This is a genomic window from Paenibacillus sp. NPDC057934 (assembly GCF_042887565.1).
In the GTDB taxonomy this organism is placed as follows: Bacteria; Bacillota; Bacilli; order Paenibacillales; family Paenibacillaceae; genus Paenibacillus_AQ.
Genome location: NZ_JBHVPB010000014.1, coordinates 22,910 through 46,240 on the forward strand (window position 1 = coordinate 22,910; position 23,331 = coordinate 46,240).

Annotated in this window: 20 protein-coding genes and 1 riboswitch; of the genes, 1 reads left to right on the forward strand and 19 read right to left on the reverse strand. The window is 49.8% G+C overall.

Annotation, left to right across the window (positions count from 1 at the left end):
* Window positions 1–69 precede the first annotated feature (69 nt).
* From ACFVRY_RS26300 to metA, 13 genes are all read right to left on the reverse strand, one after another.
* A complete protein-coding gene (locus ACFVRY_RS26300) occupies window positions 70–2,022 on the reverse strand; it encodes a methyl-accepting chemotaxis protein (protein WP_387503265.1) in 1,953 nt (650 codons plus the stop codon).
* Window positions 2,023–2,276: 254 nt separating this feature from the next.
* The gene (locus ACFVRY_RS26305) at window positions 2,277–2,423 is read right to left on the reverse strand and encodes a hypothetical protein (protein ID WP_379202717.1); all 147 of its coding nucleotides are present in this window, start codon (window positions 2,421–2,423) and stop codon (window positions 2,277–2,279) included.
* A gap of 175 nt (window positions 2,424–2,598) precedes the next feature.
* Window positions 2,599–3,339: a 3D domain-containing protein gene (locus ACFVRY_RS26310; RefSeq protein ID WP_387503266.1), complete on the reverse strand. Its 741-nt coding sequence runs from the start codon at window positions 3,337–3,339 to the stop codon at window positions 2,599–2,601.
* 341 nt (window positions 3,340–3,680) lie between these two features.
* Window positions 3,681–5,621 (reverse strand): threonine--tRNA ligase, encoded by a 1,941-nt coding sequence (thrS, locus tag ACFVRY_RS26315; RefSeq protein ID WP_175374147.1) that lies wholly within the window; start codon window positions 5,619–5,621, stop codon window positions 3,681–3,683.
* Window positions 5,622–6,123: 502 nt separating this feature from the next.
* Window positions 6,124–6,294: a type II toxin-antitoxin system antitoxin gene (locus ACFVRY_RS26320; protein WP_066373934.1), complete on the reverse strand. Its 171-nt coding sequence runs from the start codon at window positions 6,292–6,294 to the stop codon at window positions 6,124–6,126.
* 11 nt (window positions 6,295–6,305) lie between these two features.
* Window positions 6,306–7,148, reverse strand: coding sequence for an SPFH domain-containing protein (locus tag ACFVRY_RS26325; RefSeq protein WP_387503267.1), 843 nt, complete (start codon window positions 7,146–7,148; stop codon window positions 6,306–6,308).
* A gap of 236 nt (window positions 7,149–7,384) precedes the next feature.
* Window positions 7,385–8,299, reverse strand: a complete 915-nt coding sequence (locus ACFVRY_RS26330) for a phosphotransferase (RefSeq protein WP_387503268.1) — start codon at window positions 8,297–8,299, stop codon at window positions 7,385–7,387.
* A gap of 117 nt (window positions 8,300–8,416) precedes the next feature.
* Window positions 8,417–8,770, reverse strand: a complete 354-nt coding sequence (locus ACFVRY_RS26335) for a hypothetical protein (protein ID WP_387503270.1) — start codon at window positions 8,768–8,770, stop codon at window positions 8,417–8,419.
* Window positions 8,771–8,948: 178 nt separating this feature from the next.
* A complete protein-coding gene (locus ACFVRY_RS26340) occupies window positions 8,949–9,626 on the reverse strand; it encodes a stalk domain-containing protein (protein WP_387503271.1) in 678 nt (225 codons plus the stop codon).
* Between the two features lie 402 nt (window positions 9,627–10,028).
* A complete protein-coding gene (gene mqnC, locus ACFVRY_RS26345) occupies window positions 10,029–11,165 on the reverse strand; it encodes a cyclic dehypoxanthinyl futalosine synthase (RefSeq protein ID WP_387503272.1) in 1,137 nt (378 codons plus the stop codon).
* A 260-nt stretch (window positions 11,166–11,425) separates the two neighbouring features.
* Window positions 11,426–12,604: a trans-sulfuration enzyme family protein gene (locus tag ACFVRY_RS26350; protein ID WP_387503273.1), complete on the reverse strand. Its 1,179-nt coding sequence runs from the start codon at window positions 12,602–12,604 to the stop codon at window positions 11,426–11,428.
* On the reverse strand, window positions 12,604–13,797 hold the full coding sequence (locus ACFVRY_RS26355) for a PLP-dependent transferase (RefSeq protein WP_387503274.1): 1,194 nt from the start codon (window positions 13,795–13,797) through the stop codon (window positions 12,604–12,606). Before ACFVRY_RS26355 ends, ACFVRY_RS26350 begins: the two co-directional genes overlap by 1 nt.
* A gap of 50 nt (window positions 13,798–13,847) precedes the next feature.
* Window positions 13,848–14,765, reverse strand: coding sequence for a homoserine O-acetyltransferase MetA (metA, locus tag ACFVRY_RS26360; protein ID WP_387503276.1), 918 nt, complete (start codon window positions 14,763–14,765; stop codon window positions 13,848–13,850).
* Window positions 14,766–14,878: 113 nt separating this feature from the next.
* Window positions 14,879–15,009: riboswitch (SAM riboswitch) on the reverse strand.
* A gap of 388 nt (window positions 15,010–15,397) precedes the next feature.
* Between metA and corA the strand changes: the two genes are divergently transcribed.
* Window positions 15,398–16,333, forward strand: coding sequence for a magnesium/cobalt transporter CorA (corA, locus tag ACFVRY_RS26365; RefSeq protein ID WP_066373916.1), 936 nt, complete (start codon window positions 15,398–15,400; stop codon window positions 16,331–16,333).
* An 84-nt stretch (window positions 16,334–16,417) separates the two neighbouring features.
* On the opposite strand, the gene ACFVRY_RS26370 is transcribed toward corA, so the two are convergent.
* The 6 genes from ACFVRY_RS26370 to cobI form a co-directional block, all read right to left on the reverse strand.
* Window positions 16,418–17,443 (reverse strand): HRDC domain-containing protein, encoded by a 1,026-nt coding sequence (locus ACFVRY_RS26370; protein WP_387503277.1) that lies wholly within the window; start codon window positions 17,441–17,443, stop codon window positions 16,418–16,420.
* 251 nt (window positions 17,444–17,694) lie between these two features.
* Window positions 17,695–18,579 (reverse strand): ROK family protein, encoded by an 885-nt coding sequence (locus tag ACFVRY_RS26375; protein ID WP_387503278.1) that lies wholly within the window; start codon window positions 18,577–18,579, stop codon window positions 17,695–17,697.
* 179 nt (window positions 18,580–18,758) lie between these two features.
* Window positions 18,759–20,258: a cobyrinic acid a,c-diamide synthase CobB gene (locus ACFVRY_RS26380; protein ID WP_387503343.1), complete on the reverse strand. Its 1,500-nt coding sequence runs from the start codon at window positions 20,256–20,258 to the stop codon at window positions 18,759–18,761.
* Window positions 20,259–20,435: 177 nt separating this feature from the next.
* Window positions 20,436–21,554, reverse strand: a complete 1,119-nt coding sequence (locus ACFVRY_RS26385) for a cobalt-precorrin 5A hydrolase (protein WP_387503279.1) — start codon at window positions 21,552–21,554, stop codon at window positions 20,436–20,438.
* Window positions 21,547–22,344, reverse strand: a complete 798-nt coding sequence (cobM, locus tag ACFVRY_RS26390; protein ID WP_387503280.1) for a precorrin-4 C(11)-methyltransferase — start codon at window positions 22,342–22,344, stop codon at window positions 21,547–21,549. Before cobM ends, ACFVRY_RS26385 begins: the two co-directional genes overlap by 8 nt.
* Window positions 22,341–23,186 (reverse strand): precorrin-2 C(20)-methyltransferase, encoded by an 846-nt coding sequence (gene cobI, locus ACFVRY_RS26395; RefSeq protein WP_387503281.1) that lies wholly within the window; start codon window positions 23,184–23,186, stop codon window positions 22,341–22,343. Before cobI ends, cobM begins: the two co-directional genes overlap by 4 nt.
* Window positions 23,187–23,331: the final 145 nt, after the last annotated feature.

A 23,331-nucleotide genomic window follows, 5' to 3' on the forward strand; every position in this document is an offset into this window, starting at 1 on the left:
GCGGGAGAAGGAAAAGCATCTCAGCCTCCAGGCTGAGGGATATGGGATTATATTACAAATAAACGCAAATTATTGGCGATCTTCGTAAATTTTAAAGCGGAGCACCAGCAGCCGAAGCTGTTCCGCCATCTGCCCCAAACCTGCAGAAGAAGAGGTTATTTCCTCCGTGGACGCGAGCTGCTCTTCGGTAGCTGCTGAGACGGAATCCGTAATGCCAGCAGATTCCTCTGAGATGCTCCGAATCTGTTCCATATGCTCTGTCACTCCCGCTACTTCATGAGTCATGGCTTCCACGGCCTTGGCGAGCTCCCCCAGAGTCGAAGCCGACTGGGTTACGGTGCCTGTGATCTCGGTAAATGAATGGCCCGTCAGGCTGACCGCTTTGATACCGCCGGACACCTTTTCCTTGGCGTTCTGCATTTCCACAGCCACTTCCTCAACATGCTGCCGGACGGCTAGCACCAATTCACTGATTCGGGAAGCGGATTCCTCTGAGTTAAAAGCCAGCTTCCGCACCTCGCTGGCAACCACCGCAAATCCCCGACCCTGCTCTCCCGCACGGGCGGCCTCAATGGAGGCGTTAAGTGCCAGCAGATTGGTTTGGCGGGAGATGCCAGTAATCACATCCACGATGGTATCAATCTCCAGCGAACGTTCCTCCAGTTTAAAGACTACCTCATCCAATCGTTCCACAGTCTCTTGCACACGGTGAATTTGACGGACTGCTTGGTCTGCGGCTGCATTGCCATCTATGGCCGCCGTAGCGGTTTGGATCATCCCGGCCGATACCTCCTGCATACGGCTAGACAAGGTCCCAATCTCTTCCGACATATACTCCATACTTTGCGCTCCCTTTTGCACACGCTCGACCTGACGCTCACTGCCCGTACACAGCGCCTGTACCGCTACACTAACCTGTTCTATAGCCTGATTGGTCTGCTCAGCACCAGCGGCCAGCTCCTCAGCGGACGATGATACTAGATCCGTCGTTTCTTGAACACCCATGATCATCGCTCTCAGATTATCGACCATGTTTTGAAAGCTGCGAGCCACATCTCCAAACTCATCCTGCCTTCGAGTCTCCACATTTTCCGTCAGATCGCCTTTGCTGATCCGTTCGGCAGCCGTCCTGAGCTTATTCAGAGGCCGAATGATGGTGCTGACAATAAACTGGCTAACAGTGATCATAATAATCAAAATAATGGCAATGGTAATATTCACTGTTTTTTTAATTGCCTCAGCACCCTCATTCATCTCGCTGACATAGAGTGTTCCTCCTATTTTCCACCCAGTCAGTTCATTGGTCGTAAAGAACATTTCCTTGTCCCGGCCGTCCAGCAAATACTCAAAGTTGCCACTCTTGTCGGCAAACATCTGCTCCGTATAGCTGCTTCCACCCAGTTCCGCCGGTTTAAGGTTAGGATGCACCACAATTTTTTTGTTGCTGTCCAGCACGATGACATATCCTTCCTTGCCAATTGTAATACTGGACTCCGTTCGGATTGCATCAAGATTCAGGGATACACCTAGCACTCCCGCTCCATTTGCAACCGCTTTCGACATAATGATCTCTGGGTTGCCTTTGGCATCCATCACAACTGGGGTAAGGCTGATTTGACCAGGCGCTGCTAAGGCAGACTTGTACCAATCCTGTTTACGAGGATCATTGTTCAAACGTTCTGACCCACTCCCCTGAATGGTTGCGCCCTCTGCGGTACCTATGTATGCATTATTGATATCGGGGTTCAGTCCCAGATATTGTTCCAGCATGGGGATCAGCTTCTGAGCAGCCGAACCTTGAAGCGTAGAACCTTCCAGTGTCCTGGTGATGAAATCCACATCACTTTTTTTCGACTCGATACTGTGGCTGATGATTGAATTAACCGTCTCCACGCTTTGCTGGGCACTGCTTAGCATTTGCTGACGCATATGGTTCCTGGAGCTTTGCGCAGCCATCACGCCTATGATCAGCGAGGGCACAATTACTACTACAATGAAAGAGACCACTAATTTTACTCTCACGGTTAATCTAAAATGCCTCTTCTTCATACCAACAAAACCCTTTCTTCGCTTATTTTATGTACTCGATTGTATTTATCGGCAAAACACGGAAGAAAATATTTCTTTTTTATCAATATTAACACTTTAAATGGTTAAAATATACTTTTTAGGTTAAAAATTATCTTCCTACAGATTTCATAATAAAAAGACTGCCCCGCAGCTCGATCGCTGATGAGGGCAGTCTGATTCTTCAGCAGAAGTCTGCTGTAAGATAATTATTGCTGCGGTTTTTGAACCGGCTTAGCAACAGATGTGTTACTCTTGCTGTTTGCGCCGTCATTTTCAACCGCAAACTCAGCATTGTATTTTTCATTCGGTGTTTTATAGTTTTCTTGAACTTTTGATTTCTTGGAATTGGCCACGGAATTCACCTCCCTTTTTCTCCTCATGTCATGGTCACACCAAGCCAGTGAGGTTGGTCCGGAAGAGGCAATGAATCATTGCCCCAGTCCGTATTATGGGAAGTAGCCGCATAGATTATGCATGGCCAAGTGAGTTATATTTCAAACCGTGTAGCAGATGCCGTAAATCTCACTGTTAGATGACTTCTTCCAGCAGATTTGGTGGAACGGAATTGTAGGTTTGGATTGCTCGACTGAGATTCTTCAGCATAGCTTCTGTACATTTGCCGTTACCCCGCTTGATCACATGCACAACCACTGTTTTTTTACCCCATTCCTTATAGACCTGCTTGGTAGTGGCAAAATAAAGATCGATCTTCCGCCCCTTAATCGCAGAACCTGTATCTGCTACCACGGCATAGCCATAGTCAGGAACATAAAGGATGCTGCCCAGCGGGAGCACTTTAGGGTCCGCCGCTATCGTTGAAATCGTATTTTTGTCCCGGCGCACCTTGACACCAGAATACGTAATGCCGTATTCCGGGTGCTTGGCGGTTTTCCCGGTCGATTCGTACCCTGCGGTATAACCTGTTGCTGTGACCTTCATTGACGTGATAATCTGCTCTCTTGCTGGTGCTGCTACAGGTACGGACGCCGGCGTCTTCGGTGGAGCCTCGCTACCCTTCTTCTGCGTTACGGGTGGCGTTGAAGCTTTAGGAACTTGTACTGCATCCTGCTGCACGGCTGGTGCCGATACCGGTGGCGTGTAGACTTCGTTCGAATATATTATCGCACGAGCGGTCTGGACTCCATGACTCAGACCGTCTGCTTGCACTGCCTTTTGCCGTGACTCCGGGTATATTCCGGCTACGCCCAGCAGAAGCGCTACAGTGACGATTAAACACCAAAACCTCTGAAACATGCCCATTTTGTTCATAAGATAAACCTCCCCCTATTAGCGAAGGTTTCCCTATTCTCAAAATTTTATACGTGAGGAACAGTAAAACTGTCCCCCACGGGCATATATCAGAGGTTTTATATAAGACGAACTTAATATCCTAACGTAAAGCTCGGTCGTCACTACGGTGAATGTTTGGACTTCCGGTCGCTGTTGTATCCAGATTTCTTCTTTATCAGCCGCTTTTAACGGTTGAAATCTGGATACAAAGGCGAGCGCTACGCTCCTACAGTTCCAAACCTTCCCCTTCGTTCCTTCTTGCTTTTGTTAATTTCTTATGTTCGTTTATACATTTGGTAGCATAAATCAGCTTTTTAAGCTTAGGAGATGACACGATCAGCGATTTCCTGAGACAGCAGTTCAATGACTTCCTGAACCGGCTTGGCTCCAAGGTCGCCTTCACCACGCTTGCGGACCGAGACGGAACCCGCATTCATCTCGTTCTCACCCACGATGAACATGTAAGGCAGCTTCTCCAGCTGTGCTTCACGAATCTTGTAGCCCAGCTTTTCGTTACGCAGATCCGCAACGGCTGTAATTCCGCGGCGACGAAGCTTATCGGTTACTTCGTTGGCATAGTCATCAAATGCAGTGGAGACCGGAATAACCTTAACCTGCTCAGGCGACAACCAGAGTGGCATGGAACCCGCAAAATTCTCCAGCAGGAATGCGACAAAACGCTCCATCGTACCCAGAATACCACGGTGCAATACTACCGGACGGTGCTTCTGACCATCATCGCCAATATACTCCAATTCAAAGCGTTCTGGGAGCAGGAAGTCAATTTGGACGGTCGACAATGTCTCTTCTTTGCCAAGCACAGTCTTGATTTGTACGTCGAGTTTCGGACCATAGAACGCCGCTTCGCCTTCAGCTTCGTAGAATGGCAGACCCGCTTCCTCTACAACTTCACGCAACATACGTTGAGCGGTGTCCCACATTTCATCATTGGCAAAATATTTCTCAGTATCCTTCGGATCACGGTAGGACAGACGGAAACGGTAATCGTTGATGCCGAAATCCTTGTATACCTGCTGAATCAGCTCAATTACACGGATGAACTCACCTTTGATTTGATCCAGACGACAGAAAATGTGCGAGTCATTCAGGGTCATTGAACGCACACGGTGAAGACCCGTTAGAGCGCCAGACATCTCGTAACGGTGCTGGATACCCAGCTCTGCGATACGGATCGGAAGGTCACGGTAGCTGTGCATAGAGCTCTTATAGATCATCATATGGTGCGGACAGTTCATCGGACGAAGAACGAACTCTTCGTTGTCGATAGTCATCTTAGGGAACATGTCTTCTTGATAGTGCTCCCAGTGACCGGAGGTCTTGTACAAATCTACGTTACCCAGTACCGGAGTGTATACATGTTGGTAGCCCAAACTGGCTTCCAGATCAACAATGTAACGCTCTAGAATGCTACGCAGCTTGGCACCCTTAGGCAACCAAATTGGCAGACCTTGGCCCACTAGCTGATTGAACGTGAAAATCTCCAGTTCTTTCCCTAGCTTGCGGTGATCGCGTTTCTTCGCTTCCTCGAGCAGGCGCAAGTGCTCATCCAACTGAGCTTTCTTGATCCATGCTGTGCCATATACGCGTTGCAGCATCTTGTTCTTGCTGTCTCCGCGCCAGTACGCACCAGCAACGCTCATCAGCTTGAAGACTTTGATCTTAGAAGTGGACGGTACGTGCGGACCACGGCACAGGTCGAAGAATTCGCCCTGCTCGTAGATCGTAATAATGCTATCCTCAGGCAGCGCCTCAATCAGTTCTAGCTTGTAAGGATCACCCAGGTCTCCGAAAATATCGAGTGCTTCCTTACGGCTAACCTCTTTGCGCACGATCGGCAGATTCTCGTTAACAATCCGCTCCATTTCCTTCTCAATCTTAAGCAGATCCTCAGGATTAAGCGGATGCTCCAAATCCATATCATAATAGAAGCCGTCTTCAATGACTGGACCTACGCCCAGCTTGACTTCCTTAGCTCCGAACAGGCGTTTAGCTGCTTGAGCCATCAAATGTGCGGTACTGTGACGCATCACTTCGAGACCTTCCGGCGAATCCAGGGTCACGATCTCTATCAGCGCCCCCTCCTGAAGTGGGGTCGACAAGTCGACGACGATTCCGTTCAGTTTACCTGCAGCGGCGTTCTTGCGGAGTCCGCTGCTGATGGAAGCCGCCACATCATCGATAGTGCTGCCTTCCGCGTATTCCCTAACTGAGCCGTCCGGTAACTTAATGCTTACTGCCATTATATTTCCTCCTCAAGAATCATTAGACCCGTAGGTCACTTACTTGTACGGAACGAAATGTTCCATGCAACAAAAAACACCCGTCCCGCAAAGGGACGAGTGATTGCACCCGTGGTTCCACCCAAATTCGATTCCTCCCCCTGTCGCCAATAAAGCAACTTCCTGGGGCAAAATCCTTAGTCAGCATAGGAATAACGGCCATGAACCGGCGATTCTTACTATCCCAAGTCTTGTCCATCGGACGATTCCGGGGAGTTCATAACCGCAGCTACAAAGGGGTAAATCAAAAGCCGGATACCGGAGGAACTTGCAGCCATTGTTTCCTCTCTCTGGACGGTCCGATACTGTTGATCCATATCTTTGTCAAAGCTGTTCGTGTGAATTTACCAGTAAATTATAAATCGGACCTCCCCTGACAGTCAAGCCAGAAGAAGTCCCCTCCTTGTTATACATGAGAAAATCATTATTGATGCTGCCAGTCGCCGCACTTCCATGACCAGAATCATTCTTCGCGGCGTTTCTTCTGGGGCAAGCGACCAGCACGCTTCAACGACTCCCGCAACAGATACTCGATGTGTCCGTTTACGCTGCGGAACTCCTCCCCTGCCCAGCGCTCCAGCGCTTCATGCAGCTCTGGATCAATCCGCAGCGGAAAGCTTTTCTTGGCCGCCATAATATACCGCCTTAATACAACGAGCCAGCGTTAATGACCGGGCTAGCTCCACGCTCGGACACGATCGCCACCATCAGATTATTGATCATCGCCGCTTTGCGTTCTTCATCCAGTTCTACCACACCGCTCTCTTTAAGCTGCTTGATCGCCATATCCACCATCCCCACAGCACCTTCAACAATGATTTGCCGTGCGGACAGAATCGCCGATGCCTGTTGACGCTGAAGCATTGTGCTGGCAATTTCAGTCGAGTAAGCCAAATGCGTTAGCCGTGCTTCAATGACTTCGACGCCAGAGAGAGACAGTCGGTCCTGCAGTTCGCTTGCCAGCTCCTTGGCAATTTCATCGGCATTGGCCCGCAAGGACATTCCGGCTTCATTGAAGTTGTCATAAGGATATTTGCTCGCTACATGACGCAGCGCTGTCTCACTCTGTATCTCCACGAACTCCATATATTTATCAACATCGAAGAGTGCCTTCGCAGAATTGATTACCTTAAATACAATAACTGCCGCAATTTCAATCGGGTTCCCCTCAACATCGTTCACCTTTAATTTGGCGCTGTTGAAGTTACGAACCCGCAGCGAGACTGTCTTACGACCACTGAACGGTATAACCGCCCATAACCCGCTCGCAGATATCGTTCCAACGTACTGCCCGAAGAAGGTCACCACAACTGACTTGTTCGGTTGAACTACCGTAATACTGGTCAGCAGCACAGCTGCTGCTACGAACAATATGACAGGAACGACAACGTACTCCTGAACAGAGCCGTATATCCCACCAGCCAGACAAAGAATCAGCAGAGCAATAACCCAGAAGCCACTAACCGGGCGAAGATTTTTTTCCGTCATGTGAATTCCCCCAAATAGATATTCATTTGATATTTAAATGATATCACTTTTGGATATGGATGTAAATTATTATTTCATCAGCCGTTAGAGCAACGACTTACTCTCTTGAATTTCGTGATTTTGTGTTCCTCAACATAAAGCAGCATCAGAGAAGGCGGATCGTACCTTATCACGGCCTCTAAACGACAAAATGGTGCCGATAGCCATAGCCCCATAGCCGCAACGAATTATTGAGCCTAATCCGACAGTGCCCGCATGATGTTGGATTTCGCCTCTGCCGCAATCGCTTCATTCCCGTCGTCGACCGCTTGCATTAAGATTAGTATGGGGATGTATACCGCGATCAGCCGTGCCAGCAGCTTCGTTTCCTCGTCCGCTCCTCCGTACGTTTCGAAAAACACGCCGCGAGCGTAAGGTGGTAAAAAGCTATAAGCAACGCTCACATCGCAAGCTGGATGGCCTACGCTCAGATCACCCCAATCAATGATGCCGGAAATGATCCCGTTCTCATTCACAAGCATATTTTTGAAATGAAGATCGCCATGTAGCAGTGCATTCACCGCCTCGACACGGTCCGTTTGCAGTCTGCTAATATACGCTTCGATCACACCGGACTCCTCCGGCGACAAGTGTTCAACCAGCTTCGATAGAAAGCCCTCCAATTTCACTTTGCGCGATGCTATGTCCGTCAAGTTTCGATGATCTTCCTGAACTCCGCACTTCAGCGCCGCCTGCACCGGAAACTCATGTAATCTCCGCAAAAATTTCGCCAGCGTCTCTGCCGATAAAGCCCGGCGTTCTTCCGTCAAACCGATGGGGAAATCTCCTGGCACGTAGGCATAGCCAAGAAATGGTGCCGGGTATTCGTCTCTTGCTTCGCCATAAAACAACGGTTTAGGATAGGGGATGGTCATATATGCCTCCAGCTGCGGGAGCAGCTTCCCTTCCATACGAATCGAGCCAACTGCAATCGTTCTTCTTGGAAACCGGAACACGTACTCGTCACCGATGAGAAAAACCGTATTGTCCCAGCCCCAGCCCAATCGCTTCACTTGCTTCGATGACAGCTGAGGGAATTGTCTGCCTATCAGCGTCCGCGCCTGCTCTTCGTTAACCTCCCACTCCGCATCCCATACATTCGTTCCTTCCAAGAATTGTCTGCCTCCTCGTTCCTTACGTTATTTAGATGTTTACATTCCCTGGAAGTTACGCATAACTGCCCGTTAGTTGAGAAAAGCCAGTGCGGTAGACCTTTCGGTATTGAACGATCACGTCAATCTTTCGGAGATAGTTTTACTTATTTCTCCAGGGTTTTTAACATCAATGATTAACTTTGATATTTTAAATTTACCAACAAGAAAATTATTCAAGTCAAAATGAAGGGTATCAACCTCATTATTAAAAAAGTAGAGATGATAACCTCCATTGAATCTAAATAATCCATTTCTTGTTCCTCGAAAAGAAAAACCATAAAGCTTGAAAGCATTTGGTATGGGTCTACCTGTTGTTATCCCCTTAATCGAAGAGTATGGAATTTGCAACCCGTTATCTAATTTTAAAAGGGGCGGATTTCCAAGATCGATATTTAGATGGGTTTCCATTAATTGAATTGTACGTTCCATTCGTTTAGTCCTCCATTTCATAACGCTTTAGTATTTTTAGAATATATTTACATATTACACCATGGACGATGGATTTAAATCTCTTCATTGCAAAAGAACGAGAAAAAATCAAATGTAATCTCACGTGAAAATAAGCCCACTACGCCTATACGGGCATTGTGGGCTTCTCTGCTTAATCTTACTTGTAAATTGAAGTATCTAGTGGAATAATGAACCCGCCGTCAACAGCTTGTGTCACATTTATTGCGATGTTCTTTACTCCAGAGATATCTACCTCAATCGTCTGGAGATCACTATTAGGCGAAATCTTCTCTACTTTTTTAAGAAGCACATTCTTGTCAGTATCCGTAATTTCAAGAGACTCCACTTCCTTGCCGACCGCAGCGAATTGCAGAACAAGTTTCTGATATTTGCCGTTAGGGCTGAGCGCGGTATATTTAATATTGGAATTAGGTGCGCTGTACAGCACTTCCTTATAATTCTTGCCGCCGTATTTGGTCAGTGCAGGGTCCTTGGTATGCAGACTGGTGTTAAAATCCTCCTGCTTCACGGGAACGCCTGCCTGCTGTTCGCCAATAATCACCTCTTTGGCTGTCCCGTCATAATTCACCGGAACATCCAGCAGCTCAGAAACAGATCGTACCGGAAGATACGTAGTTCCTTTATAAGTAATGGGAAGCACCGCTTTGCCATTGCCATCTTTGAGAGGGGTAATCTCCCCGTTCACTCTGATCTTTAAATCTCCGTTTAACAACGCTTTAATTTCTTGGAGATGCGAGCTCGCGAAAGCACCTGTGCCCATGCCCACTAAAAGTATCATGGTACCGCATAAAGTCGTAATAACCTTCTTCTTCATTTCTGTTTTCCTCCTCTTGGGATATCATCAATCCAGGAACACCAGAAACAACGGTTATTGAGAGATAATCTCTCTGAAAGATGACGCTACATGTAGAATAGTTTCTGCGTTTTGGAGTTGAAGATTTTACCACATTATATCACAAAGCCCAATGCTTCATTTCTATTTCTCCTTCTTCCAAGCTACTGATTCTATTGATTCAGATAAGATAAGAAATGATAAGTAATTCAACTCGAATTATTATGCAATTGTATATGGCCGGAACTTTCTTTCACGATAGTTACCTTTCGAGTCTAATACTTTATTTTCTTCTGACAAAAAGACCGTAGACACATTCGATTTTCCCGAATGAATCTACGGTCTATATTTAGCCTCGAAACTCTAGACTAGCAGCCTCTCTGCCTAGTTCTGCATTACAAAATCATTGTCAATCTTCGCATTGGCATCATCGAACACCCGCAGGATATCGTAACGCGTGTTGCGTTGTGCCGGGACTTTGCCGGCTTCACGGATCAGTTGGGTGATGGACTCGATGTTGACTTTGTACGTAGCGCCCGCGGAGGACACAACGTTCTCTTCAATCATCGTGCTGCCGAAATCGTTGCAGCCATATTGCAGCGACAGCTTGCCGACTTCCGGCCCCATAGTTACCCAGGAAGATTGGAAGTTCTTGATGTTGTCCAGTACCAGACGGCTGATCGCTACCGTCTTCAGGTACTCTTCCGGTGTTTGTCTGTCCAGCTTCAGGTTGGTATTATCCGGCTGGAAGGTCCAGGAGATAAAGGCCAGGAAGCCTTCGGAATCATACTTATTGGCGATGCACTCATCTTGAGCTTCACGCACGCGCAGCAGGTGCAGTGCCCGCTCTTCCATACTCTCGCCAAGGCCAATGACCATGGTCGCCGTCGTGTTCATACCGACTTTATGCGCGGTCTGCATAACGTCCATCCAGTCACGCCAGGAGCCCTTAAGACGGCTGATTCTGCGGCGTGTACGGTCATCAAGAATTTCGGCACCACCGCCTGGAAGGGAATCCAATCCAGCCGCATGGATCTCGCGGATCACTTCTTCCAGCGACAGACCAGAAACTTCCTTCATCTTCATGATTTCAGCAGGCGAGAAGGAGTGCATGGTGATTTCCGGGAAGCGTTGCTTAATTCCACGCAGCAAATCGGTATAGTAATTGAAAGGCAGGTTGGGGTTCACGCCCCCCTGCATTAGAATTTCAGTTCCGTTGACGGCAATCGTCTCGGAAATTTTTTGGAAAATAAGTTCATCCGGTAGGACGTACCCCTCATCGGAGCCCGGTCTGCGGTAAAAGGCACAAAAACGGCAGTACACATCACACACATTCGTATAGTTAACATTGCGGCCAATGACGAAGGTCGCCATCGGGTCCGGATGCCAACGTTTCATAATAATGTCGGCAGCAGCGCCCATTTTCTCAATCTCGTTACTCTCGAACAATCTTACGGTATCCTCCAGCCCAAGCCGGTCTCCCCGCAGCGCTTTATCCAAGATCAGGTCTATCGCACTCATCGTTCGCAGCCTCCTTTAAAACCCATATCTGTATGGTATTTTCATAAAATTTATAAGACAATTGCATATGTTCGTTCCTTCATCGTAACACAATCCGCACCGCTTGAGAAATTTTTTTCACAAAGTATAACGGCTTCATCCATCTTTTGGAAACGACTTTACTCTTTGTCCGAAAGATATAATCACCCGCTCACAGATCGGTTCCTGCGTTCAAAAAAGACAGCTTCGTCCGAAAACGAAACTGTCTGTGCGAGGCTTAATTATTCGTCCGCAAGCGCCTGCTCCAGATCGACGATGAGATCCTCAATGGACTCTAGTCCGACTGAGAAACGCAACAGGCCGTCTGTAATGCCGCGGGCCGCCCGAACCTCTGCCGGCATCGCCGCATGGGACATCAAGGCGGGGTAGGACAGGATGCTCTCCACTGCGCCTAGGCTGACTGCAACGAGCGGCAGCGTCACCTTGTTCAGCACACGCTTAGCCCGTTCACCGGAGCCAACATCGAACGAGACGACCGCGCCGTAGCCGCTGGATTGCGATTCATGGATCTCGCGTCCCGGGTGATTTGCCAGTCCCGGGTAGAACACAGCGGTAATGTCGCTGCGGGAGTCAAGCCAAGCCGCAAGCTTGGCTGCGCTAATCTCGCTGTGCGCCATCCGTGCCTCCAGCGTCTTCATTCCCCGCATCAACAACCAGCTTTCCTGCGGAGCCAGTACGGTGCCGAGACCGTTTTGCAGCATTTTGAGCTGCTTGCCAATTTCTGCGGTACGAGCTACAGCAAGACCAGCCAACACATCGCTGTGACCGCCAAGGAACTTCGTCGCACTGTGCAGGACGATATCCACGCCCTGCTCGATTGGACGCTGATAATACGGTGTCATGAATGTGTTATCCAAGATAGTCAGAAGCTCATGGCTCTTGGCCCATTCGCAGACAGCGGCAACATCCGTGATTTTCAGCGTCGGATTCGACGGAGTTTCCATATATACGGCCTTCGTGTTCGGCTGAAGCGCAGCTTTGACCTGCTCAAGATCCGTCATATCCACAAATGTGCTTTCAATGTTCAGACGGTTCAGGATGAGCGTCAATAGCCGGTATGTACCGCCATAAACATCCTCTGTAACGATCACATGATCGCCGGAGGACAGCATCAGGAACGTACTGGAAATAGCCGCCATGCCGGAGGCATAGGCGAAACCGCGCTCTCCGCCTTCCAGCAGAGCGATATAATCCTCAAGGGCCTGACGGGTCGGATTACCCGACCGGCTGTAGTCATGCAGCGGCGGATTATGAATATCCTCATGATGGAATGTCGAAGCCTGATAAATCGGCACACTGGAAGCGCCAGTAGCTTTGTCAATCTCGTTGCCAAAGTGCAGCAGGCGAGTAGCGAATTTGAGATTATTCTTTTTATCGTTGTTCACATTGTTATCACTCATTATGCCCGGCCTCCTTGTGCATCTGCTGCTTCAATCTCAATACGTGCTTGTTCGAGTGCGTTACCCAGATCGGCGATCAGATCATCAATATGCTCTATACCAACCGAGAAGCGCAGCAACCGGTCATCCACACCCACCGCATCACGGATTTCAACCGGAATATCGGCATGGGTCTGAACTGTAGGATAAGTCATTAGTGATTCTACACCACCAAGACTTTCGGCAAAGGCAATTAGACGGATGTGACGAAGAATCGGTTCTACATATCTCGCATCCTTCACTTTGAAGGAGAAAATACCGGTATTTCCAGAAGACTGGCGGTTCTGGATCTCAAAGCCCGGATGCTCTGGCAGACCCGGATGGAAGACCTCAGCGATAGCCGAATGTCCTTTGAGGTAATGGGCCAGTTCCAGTGCATTGCTCTCGTGGCGCTCCATGCGTAGTGCCAGCGTCTTCATACCTCTCATCAATTGGTAGCTGTCGGTTGGTCCCAGTACTGCGCCTATGGAGTTATGCAGAATCGCCATTTCAGCAGATAGTTCCACTCCCTTGGTCACAATAAGCCCTGCCAGCACGTCGTTATGACCACCCAGGTATTTAGTTGCGCTGTGGATAATGATATCGGCTCCCAGTTCCAGCGGACGCTGGAAGAATGGAGTCAGCAGCGTATTGTCTACAATAGTAAGCAGTTCATGCGACTTGGCCCATGTACAGACAGCCTGAATATCCGTGATCATCATCAATGGATTGGTTGGTGTCTCGATCACAACGGCTTTCGTCTCTGGACGACGAACCGACTCCAGCGCCTCTAGATCGTTGGTGTCCACATAAGAAGCACTCACTCCAAACTTAGACATGATCCGCTCCAGCAAGCGGTAAGTTCCGCCGTATAGATCCAGCGATACGATCAGATGATCCCCTTGTCCGAACAGGCTGAAAATCGTTTGTAATGCGGCCATACCGGAACTACAGGCAAATGCAGCATCTCCGGATTCCAATTGCGCCGCTGCCGTTTCCAGCACAGAACGTGTTGGGCTTTTGGTTCGGCTATAGTCAAAGCCTGTACTTTGCCCCAGCTTCGGGTGGCGAAACGCTGTTGAATTATAGATAGGGAAGTTCACCGCGCCGGTGGCCGGGTCTTCCAGCGATCCTATTTGGGCAAGTCTGCTTTCAATCCTCAGTTTGTCGTCCATTCCATATAACCTCCTAATAGTAAGTACACTGCTGCATGCGCATCTATAACTTAAATGATGGGACCAATATCATAGGGTGTTTCTTGGTATACATAGTAATTGAGCCAATTAGAGAACAATAAGTTAGCATGAGCGCGCCAAGTTGCCGGCGGAGTACGCTCCGGATCATCTTTTGGAAAATAATTCTTCGGCAGCGCCATGTCCATGCCCTTGGCTACATCACGGTCATACTCCCACTTCAGGGAAAGCGGATCGTATTCAGAGTGGCCGGTGACAAAAATTTGTCGGCCATCCTTTGTAGCTACCAGATAAATGCCCGCTTCATCCGACTCGGCCAGGATTTGCAGATCTGGATTACTCTCGATATCTTCGCGGGACACATCCGTGTGCCGAGAGTGCGGAACATAGAACAGTTCATCGAACCCGCGCAGCAGCTTTACATTATTATGGTTCAGTGTGTGAGGGAATACGCCAAAACATTTATCAGGCAATGCTTCCTTGCGCACACCGAAGTGATGGTACAGTCCAGCTTGTGCAGCCCAACAGATGTGCATAGTCGAAGTAACATTATCTTTACTCCATTCAAAAATCTCTTTCAGCTCTTCCCAGTACGTTACATCTTCAAAATCCATCTGCTCCACAGGAGCACCGGTCACGATAAGTCCGTCAAATCGGCGGTGGCTAATCTCATCGAAGGTCGTATAGAAGCTGTTCAGATGCTCCGCGGACGTGTTCTTCGAAGTATGGGAACGGGGACGCAGCAGCACAATGTCCACTTGAAGCGGCGAGTTACCGATCAAACGAAGCAACTGGGTTTCCGTGGTTTCTTTGGTAGGCATCAAATTTAGAATGGCAAGGCGCAAGGGACGTATATCCTGTTGAAACGCCTCACTCTCGTCCATGATAAAAATATTTTCTCCCGACAATATCTCTTTCGCCGGCAGGCTGTCTGGAATCTTAATTGGCATCTCTCGTCTTCACTCCTTGGGAATAGAATACCGCTTGGCGGCTGTTGACATTGGGTAAACAAAAAAGACCTCACTCTGAACGAGAAAGGTCATATTTATTCACATATGCGCCTCTCTCATCTGCCAGAAATCTTCACCGGGCATCTGCCCGCCTCAAAGTTTCCTGCAAGAATTAGCACCGTGCGTCTTCACGCCGGTTGCCGGGTTTCATCGGGCTAGTCCCTCCACCTGCTCTTGATAAGATTAAGCTGTATTCAGTTGAATTTTCTTAAAATCACTTTAAATCATGAACCCACTTCTCGTCAAGTCCATACAATGCTGAAGAGCCTTGAAAATGACAAGAATTTTCCTTGAAAGAGGCATACCCCGGCGTTATACTAGACAAGGGTTTTAAACTGGACGACAAGAGGTGAGAGGATTATGGAGGGCGACCCAAGTTCGCAGCTCAGTGTACAGAACGAACAACCACACAGGATTAACATCAGCTTGCCGGCGGCGGGAGCAGTTCTTCTTCATGCCCTCGAAACGTCATTTGCCGCTTCACCCTGACATGACCCCGGCCAAGCTGATTTTTTCTCTGTGCTTTTATTAGCATGTCCCTGGAGAAGACAGGGATCGAAGGAGTGAATCAGATGAAAATCCGGCTGGTCAACGCAGGGGTTTTTACACCTATTGATGATATTAATGAAACATTATCCCCGCCTGGTGAGGGATTTTATTGGATCGATGCTGATGTGGAGGACCTGGAACTCATTCAGCCCATGTTCAATCTGCATGATCTTGCCGTTGAGGACTGCCTTAGCGAAGAGGAGCAGCGTCCAAAAATTGAAATTTACGAAAGCCACTACTTTATTGTAGTGAACAGCATTCGGTTTGATGATGAGGAGATTTTCCTGCGCGCGCTTAACGTCTTTCTCGGAAGACATTTTATCATCACAGTGACGAAGCAGAAGATCAATGAACTACGTGTCTTGAAACCAATGCTGTGGGAGCAGGAAGTTAGCGAACCGGATAAGTTCCTGTATCTGCTAATTGACCTTGTAGTAGATAATTATTTTTCCGTCGGCGATCGAATTGAAGTCCGGATTGAGAAGCTGGAGGAAGATATCCTCATGCATACGAAGAAATCACATCTTAGTGAAATCATCGGTCTGCGCAGTGAAATCCTATGGCTCAAGAAAATGCTCGGTCCGCAAAAGGAAGTTATCAACACGTTGAACAAAAAGGATCTCCGGCTGATCGATGACCAGCTTCAGAAGTATTTCAGCGACATCTATGAGAATGCCGTCAAAATTTCCGAGACCTTTGAGACCTACCGCGATTTGATGGGCAACTTACGAGAAGCTTATCAGTCCAGTATCGCCAACCGAGCCAATGAAATTATGAGAGTATTCACCGCGATTACAACCATATTCATGCCCCTGACTGTCATTACCGGCATCTACGGGATGAACTTTGACCATATGCCCGAGCTGCATAGCAAATATGGCTACTACACCGTAATTGGCCTGATGCTGACCCTCGGCTGCGGAATGCTTTATATCTTCCGTAAGAAAGACTGGCTATGAAGGAATACTAACGAATGCATAAGACGAAGGAGTTCACACCCTAAGGGGCATGAATCCTTCGTCTTTTTGGTATGTAACCCGATGCTAAAAGCTCGTTGCCGAATCAAGGCTTCCAGCCTGCTCCCGCCGGAACCGGATACGGATCAGCCGTAGGCGCTCATAATGGATTTCCAGGCCGCCCGCAGCAGCAGGTGGTGTATCGCCATAGACCTTGTACAGCACCGGCTTCAGGAACAGGTCACCAAACTCTTCATAGGCCTTCCAGACCGCCTGCTGCTCCTCATGCGCCATGCTTTCAAGCTCAAGCTCGATCAGCTTCTCCACAGAATAGCCGTCTTTCTCGAGTTCCTCCAGCGCTTCCAGCAGTTCTCTACGACTAACCCCCGTCTCGTTCTTTAACTGCTCTAGTCCAAGACCACCATCAATGCCCTGAAGCAGAGTCCGGTTCAACCGCAGCTGTTCAAGCTGTCTCTTATACTTAAGCTCCTTCTGTTTGTATAACCAGGAGGAGAATTCCTCGTCCCCGATCTCCTCATAGACCCAACTCAGCGGAAAATCACGCTCTCTTGGTGCAACAGAGGTTACTGCCAGCCAATCTGCGCCATACTGAGCTGCCTTGGCTTCGCCGATGCCGGGAATTTGCAGCAGTTCTTCTGTCGTCTTCGGCAGAAAGGTACTGAGCAGGCGCAGCAGACGATTGCTTGCCAGCATATAAGGAGCCTTGCGCTCACTGGATGCACGGCCTCGGCGCCAGGCACATAGTTCATCATAGACACTCTCCTGACTGTAATGCTCACTGTAATATTGCAGCTTCAGCTGCTCCCTGCCCCGGCGGGGCAGTACCTCCTCTTCGTGCAAGCCGCCGTCAATCAATGGACGGTATCCAGCCCCCATCTTCACCGCCAGTTCATGTCTGTACACACAGAGCATTTCATTCCATGATCCTCCCTCATACCAGAGGTTGTCCGTGCTCTCCAAGACAGCATTTACCGAAAAATCACGCCAGCCCAGGCTCCACACACCTTCTTCCTCGCCGATCCATAGCTGAGCGAATTCCTCTTCCTCCCGGCCAGCCATCCTCGACAAGCGGTTCATGAATATTATCTGCATAACAATCCCTTCCTTTCCCATCTTACAGTAAGCATGTTAGGGCTATAGGGCAGCTCTTTGATTGAACGCTTCATTCTTCCACAACCGAATACCGTGCCATTCTTCCGCTATGGAAACATATAAGTCGTATCCCAAACCACGCCAAAAAGCACCTCTTCCGCGATCAACGCGAAAGAGGTGCTTCCTCATGACGATGCTATACTGTTAAATCCTACAATACCATATATTACCGTACAGTCAATCCCTATTTCTTACTGCTCTCTGTCCAAAGCTAGCTTGGCAAGGCCAATCGCACCAGCGAGACCTGCATTGTCTCCGAGTTGAGGCGGTACAACATAGTTACCGATCCCCTCATTCAGGGCCGGATGCTGCACATAGCCGTTCAACAGTTCCTGTAGCTTTTTGTGGATCAACGGGAACAACTGGCTTTGTTTCATAACCCCTCCGCCCATAACGATCTTCTGCGGAGATAGGATCAGCACGTAATTCATCAGGGCATGCGCCAGATAGTGTGCCTCCATCTCCCATGCAGGATGATCGGCAGGCAGCTCACCCGCAGGCTGACCCCAACGATTGCCAATGGCCGGACCGGCTGCCAGGCCTTCTAGACAATCGCCATGATACGGGCAGAAGCCCTCGTATTTGTCTTCCGGATGACGGCGGACCAGGATGTGGCCCATCTCCGGGTGTGAGAGTCCGTGAACCAGCTTGCCGCCCACCACTGCGCCAGCCCCGATGCCTGTTCCAACAGTAATATAGAGACAGCTATCCAGACCTCGAGCTGCACCCCACGTGTATTCACCAAGTGCTGCACCATTGACATCCGTATCAAAACCGATCGGCACATCAAAGTGCTCAGCCACCGTGCCAACAAGGTTATATTGCCCCCAGTGCGGCTTCGGTGTCGTAGTTATATATCCATAAGTAGGACTGCCGAGCACCGGATCAATCGGTCCGAACGAACCGATTCCGATCGCTTCCACACCTTTATCCTTGAAATAATTCAATACCTGCCCCATTGTCTCTTCCGGAGTTAATGTCGGAAAGCTGATCCGGTCAATAATATTGCCATCCTCTGTTCCGATCCCGCAAACAAACTTTGTTCCCCCTGCTTCTATCGCTCCCAGTAATTTCACTGCAAGTAATCCCCCTTCTCCATAAACAGCAGACCCGTAGTGGCCGCCTATTATTAAAGCGCTCTCTATTCCACATTATACTTGGACAATAGGGATATAACAAGCGGTTGACACAACATCAAAAAAACTCCTTTGCGGAGTCTTTTGATACGGCAATACGACTATGTGAATGACTATTCTCAGCTTAGGTGGCCAAATGGATTCAACTGTTCCGTCCTTCCTGAATTCTGAGCGCCTTTTCTCTCCTGGTAAGCCCTACAGGCTGCTACCCATCGGGTAGCAGCAGGTTTGTAAGAGGCTAGATGGATATGCGCATAAGCGGCCATGATATTCCCGGAAATATAGCCTTCCAGGCGGATCCCGCCTCTACCGCTGCTCTCATAGGCATATTGGCGTGGAGTCTCGTCATAGCTCATGATTGAGTAATGAAATTCATGGCCCCGCAAAGTCTCCCCCTTCTCTAGTAGCAGGCAATCCGAGAGCGCTGTGGCCTCCCGGTAACCCAGCGCGGCGCGGCGTCCCTGCATCCTTGCATGCGCTGGAATAATGCCGGCCATAGCATGGACAGTTCCGGCTCTGTCGGTCAAGGAACGAGCCAACACCATATACCCACCGCATTCGGCGTATAACGGCATATCGTTAGCCGCCGCATCTCTGAGTCCCTGCATAAAAGCTCCGTTCGCAGAAATAACTTCACCGAACTCCTCGGGAAAGCCACCGCCGAGGTAGATGCCGTCTGCTTCTTCCGGCACCCCGTCACCACGTAGCGGGCTGAACTCTACAAGCCGCGCCCCTGCCTGGATCAAAAGTTCCAAATTGTCAGCATAATAAAAATTGAACGCGGCATCGCGGGCAACGGCGATGACCGGGGCAATCGAGAGACTGTCCAACTGTGTATGGTTGACCGGATTAATCTGTTGCTTGTGGGCAACGGTGGAATTTGCCCGCAATGGCAGCGCGGCGGCGGCAATCTCTAGCAGCCGCTCAAGGTCAGTTCCCGCCGTCACCAGATCGGCGGCGGTGTCAAATAAGGGCTCCAGCTCGCCGCGCTCCAACGCCGGCAGCAGGCCCAGATGCCGCTCTGGGATATCCAGAGCGGCATCTCGCCCCAGCCAGCCTATGACAGGGATACTGCAGGCCGCCTCAACGGCCGCCTTCACTGTCCTGTAATGGCTGGGGCTACCGCAGCGATTCAGCATCACCGCTGCGATATGAACTTTCGGCTCCAGCTGCTGGAAGCCGAGCACTATCGCCGCAGCGCTGCGCCCCATGCTACGGGCGTCCACAACCAACAGTACGGGACTCGCTGTCAGGATGGCAATTTCCGCTGTGGAGCCAGAAAGTCCCAGTGGCTCCTTTCCGTCGTACAGTCCCATCACGCCTTCAATGATCGACACATCCGCATCCCGCGAGGCATGCAGGAAACTGTCCAGCACATAATCATGCGTAGTCATCCAGGAATCAAGATTGCGGGCGGGGCGGCCGGTTACAGCAGCATGATAGGCCGAATCAATATAATCTGGCCCACATTTAAAACCCTGCACCTTCAGTCCACGTCGGACTAGGGTCCGCAGAAGGCCAAGAGTCACGGTCGTTTTGCCGCAACTACTGCCGGTTCCAGCGATAACCAGGCGGCTGCAGCGCCTGTTATCACTAGCTTCACTACCAGGAGAATACATAGACTCCCTCTCTATCATCTCCAACGAATACGCATCTTCCCGGATAATATCTGGCGGCTCCATACCGTTTGCATCGATTGTATCTAAAGAGTGCGCATCTTCGCCCCCTGCTATTTCAGACAGGTACTCTATCCTCTCAGGCATGCAAATGTCCTTCTTTCCTGTCCGTCAACGAGTTCACAAGCTCCCTTCCCCGTTCCCTTTATTAAAAGCCACCCGGGTCACCGATATCGTAACATTGCCGCTCTTTTTCTTAGGCAACAGCCAATTTACAGCTCCAGAGGACAGCAAAGCAGCAGGTTCACACACACCGTACGCTCCCGTAGCCCGGAAAACGGTCTCCGACGGTTGACCCAGCGGTACTTTATTCAGTTGTTCCGCGGGATAAGTAATTAGCTTCCAACCATACTTAGAAACCAGTTCCAGCAGTCCAGCCTCATTTCCTTTGATATCTATTGTAGCCAGATTTCGTACGCTCAACGGGGACAGATTCAACTCATCCAACGTAGTCATCACGACCGTCTCAAGTTCGCTCATGGAGGTGCCGCGATTGCAGCCAATACCAAGCACAAGACTTCGGGGCCGGTACACCACCGAGCAAGATTGCAAGATTTCCTCTTCTTTGGCTTTAAGTTGTCTATCTGTCACAATAACCGCAGCAGAGAACAATATACCCTGCTCTACAACCTCTGAGATGCTTTCAAAAATCCTGAGATTCTCCGGCACCGTTAATCCAAAAGGCAGCCAGTCCGGCTCGCCGCATTCCTGTACAAAAACAACCGTCTCGTCGTTAACGATGGCTGCACTCACTTTCTTCATTGGCTCAAAACTGTCCGCCCGCCAGCCGAAACCGCGTCCCAACAGATCCACAGCAAATGTCCCCTGCACATCTGAAGCTGTAGTGATAACTGGACGACTGTTCAGTAACCCGGCAATTCGCTGAGTCAGCGCATTCCCTCCTCCCAGGTGGCCGGATAGAACGCTAATCACATGCTCACCGCGCTCGTCCAAGGCCACAACGGCAGGGTCAGTCTTTTTATCCTGTAATAATGGGGCAATAAGCCGAACTACCGCGCCAAGTGAAAAGAACAGGATCAGTCCCTGATAACGGTAGAACAGCTCTGGCAACAGATCCTTAAGCGGTTCTGAGAACGAATAGGCATCCCCCGCCCCCTCCTGGCCTTCCATATACTTGGCGCTACAGAATACATCTGTATCCCCCATCATCACGCCTAGCTCCAGTGCCAGCTTGATCCCGTTTCGTGTTATTGCTACCGCTGCATACTTCTTAGACATCAGCGGAGATTCCTTCCCGGCATCCATGTGTAAAGCTCTTATCATACAGCTTGGAACGATGGCTGTCCGCTTCCGTCAGCTCCGGGTCCAATGCCCAGCCTGCAAGGATCATGGCATGCATAGTGATGCCTGCATCTCGCAAGTCATCCGCCAATTTCACCACCGTTGTGCGCAGGATTTGCTGGTCGGGCCAGGTCGCCCGCTTTACTACCGCCACCGGGGTCTCAGGACTCCAGCCAGCGGCGAGGAACTCTGCCGTGACCTGCTCTGCGAGTGCGGCACTAAGGAACAGCGCTACCGTGCAGTGATGGGCGGCAAGCAGCGACAGCCGCTCCCGCTCAGGAACCGGCGTGCGTCCTTCCGCACGCGTCAGAATGACTGTCTGCGTGAGCTCCGGCACCGTAAGTTCCGCACCTACAGCTGCGGCAGAAGCAAAGACAGAGCTGACTCCCGGTACGATCTCGTAACCGACGCCGCACTGCCGAAGCAGAGACATCTGCTCAAGAATGGCTCCATACATGGCTGGATCGCCCGTATGAACGCGGGCCACGCTTTTGCCAGACTGTACTGCAGCCGCCATAATCTCTACCTGCTGCTCCAGATCCATCCCGGAGCTTGGTAACACCTCTGCTTCAGCCTTTGCGCTGCGGATCAGATCCTCGCTGACCAGGGAATCCGCATAAAGTACAAGATCGGCGGAGCACAAAATGCGATGGCCTTTCACCGTAATAAGTTCGGGGTCGCCAGGGCCTGCACCCACAATATATACTTTTGCTTCCAGTTCCGTCATTTGCTCACCACCATAAGACTCAGATATTCCAACTCATGTCCCCGTAGTTCGCGGGCATCCTTCCACACCGTTTCATATGGAGAAGTCACCTTGGTAACGACAGACGCCTTACTGTGAAGTCCGAGCTCATCCAGCACATCAAGTACGGTATCAAGCGCCTTTGCTACTTTCAGGAACACCACCGTGTCATGGTGCAACAGCGCCTCTTTAATCGCATTCCTGTCCCCCGTCGCCGGTATGATGCCCACTCGCTGGTCACCTTCGGCAAGCGGCTGCTCCAATGCAGCGGCCGCACCCAGCACAGAAGAGATGCCGGGCACTGAAACGATGGGAACTCCCGGATGAAGCTCCTGCATCAACCGAGACAAATGAATGAAGGTGCTATAAAGGTTGGGATCGCCTTCGGTGACAAAAGCAACATCTTTGCCCAGCCTCAGTTCATTCCAGCACAACTCTACAGTCCATCGCCAGCCATTCTCTAGCTGAACAGGGTCCTTGGTCATCGGAAATACTAAGCCAAGCATATCCTTGTCCCCGCCACTGACGTATGTATCCACGATTTCCTGTGCGTAGGATTTGCCGCCATGTTTGGCTGCGGGATAAGCGATCACTGGACATTCCCGGAGCAAGCGGCAAGCTTTGACCGTGATCAACTCGGGATCGCCTGGCCCGACACCTATACCATAAAGCGTTCCGATGGCCAATTGTTCATCTCCTTCCTCAGGAAAAAACTGCTCTTCATTTCCCCACAAAAGATCATCCTCTTCCTGCCCAATGGCTCTCCCAGTCTGTCCACTCGCTGCACGCTTCACAACACCTTCTTCACTATCATGCTGACTCATAGCCTTTCCCCTCCTTAATTGATAATCTTCTGTTAAACAGAACGGATCCGATGTCCTCTCGATGAGCAAAGTCCTTTTTCGCAAGAGCTATACGCCTCTTCTATAGGCTAAGCTTACTTACTCTTATGTAAAAAAGATTACGGTT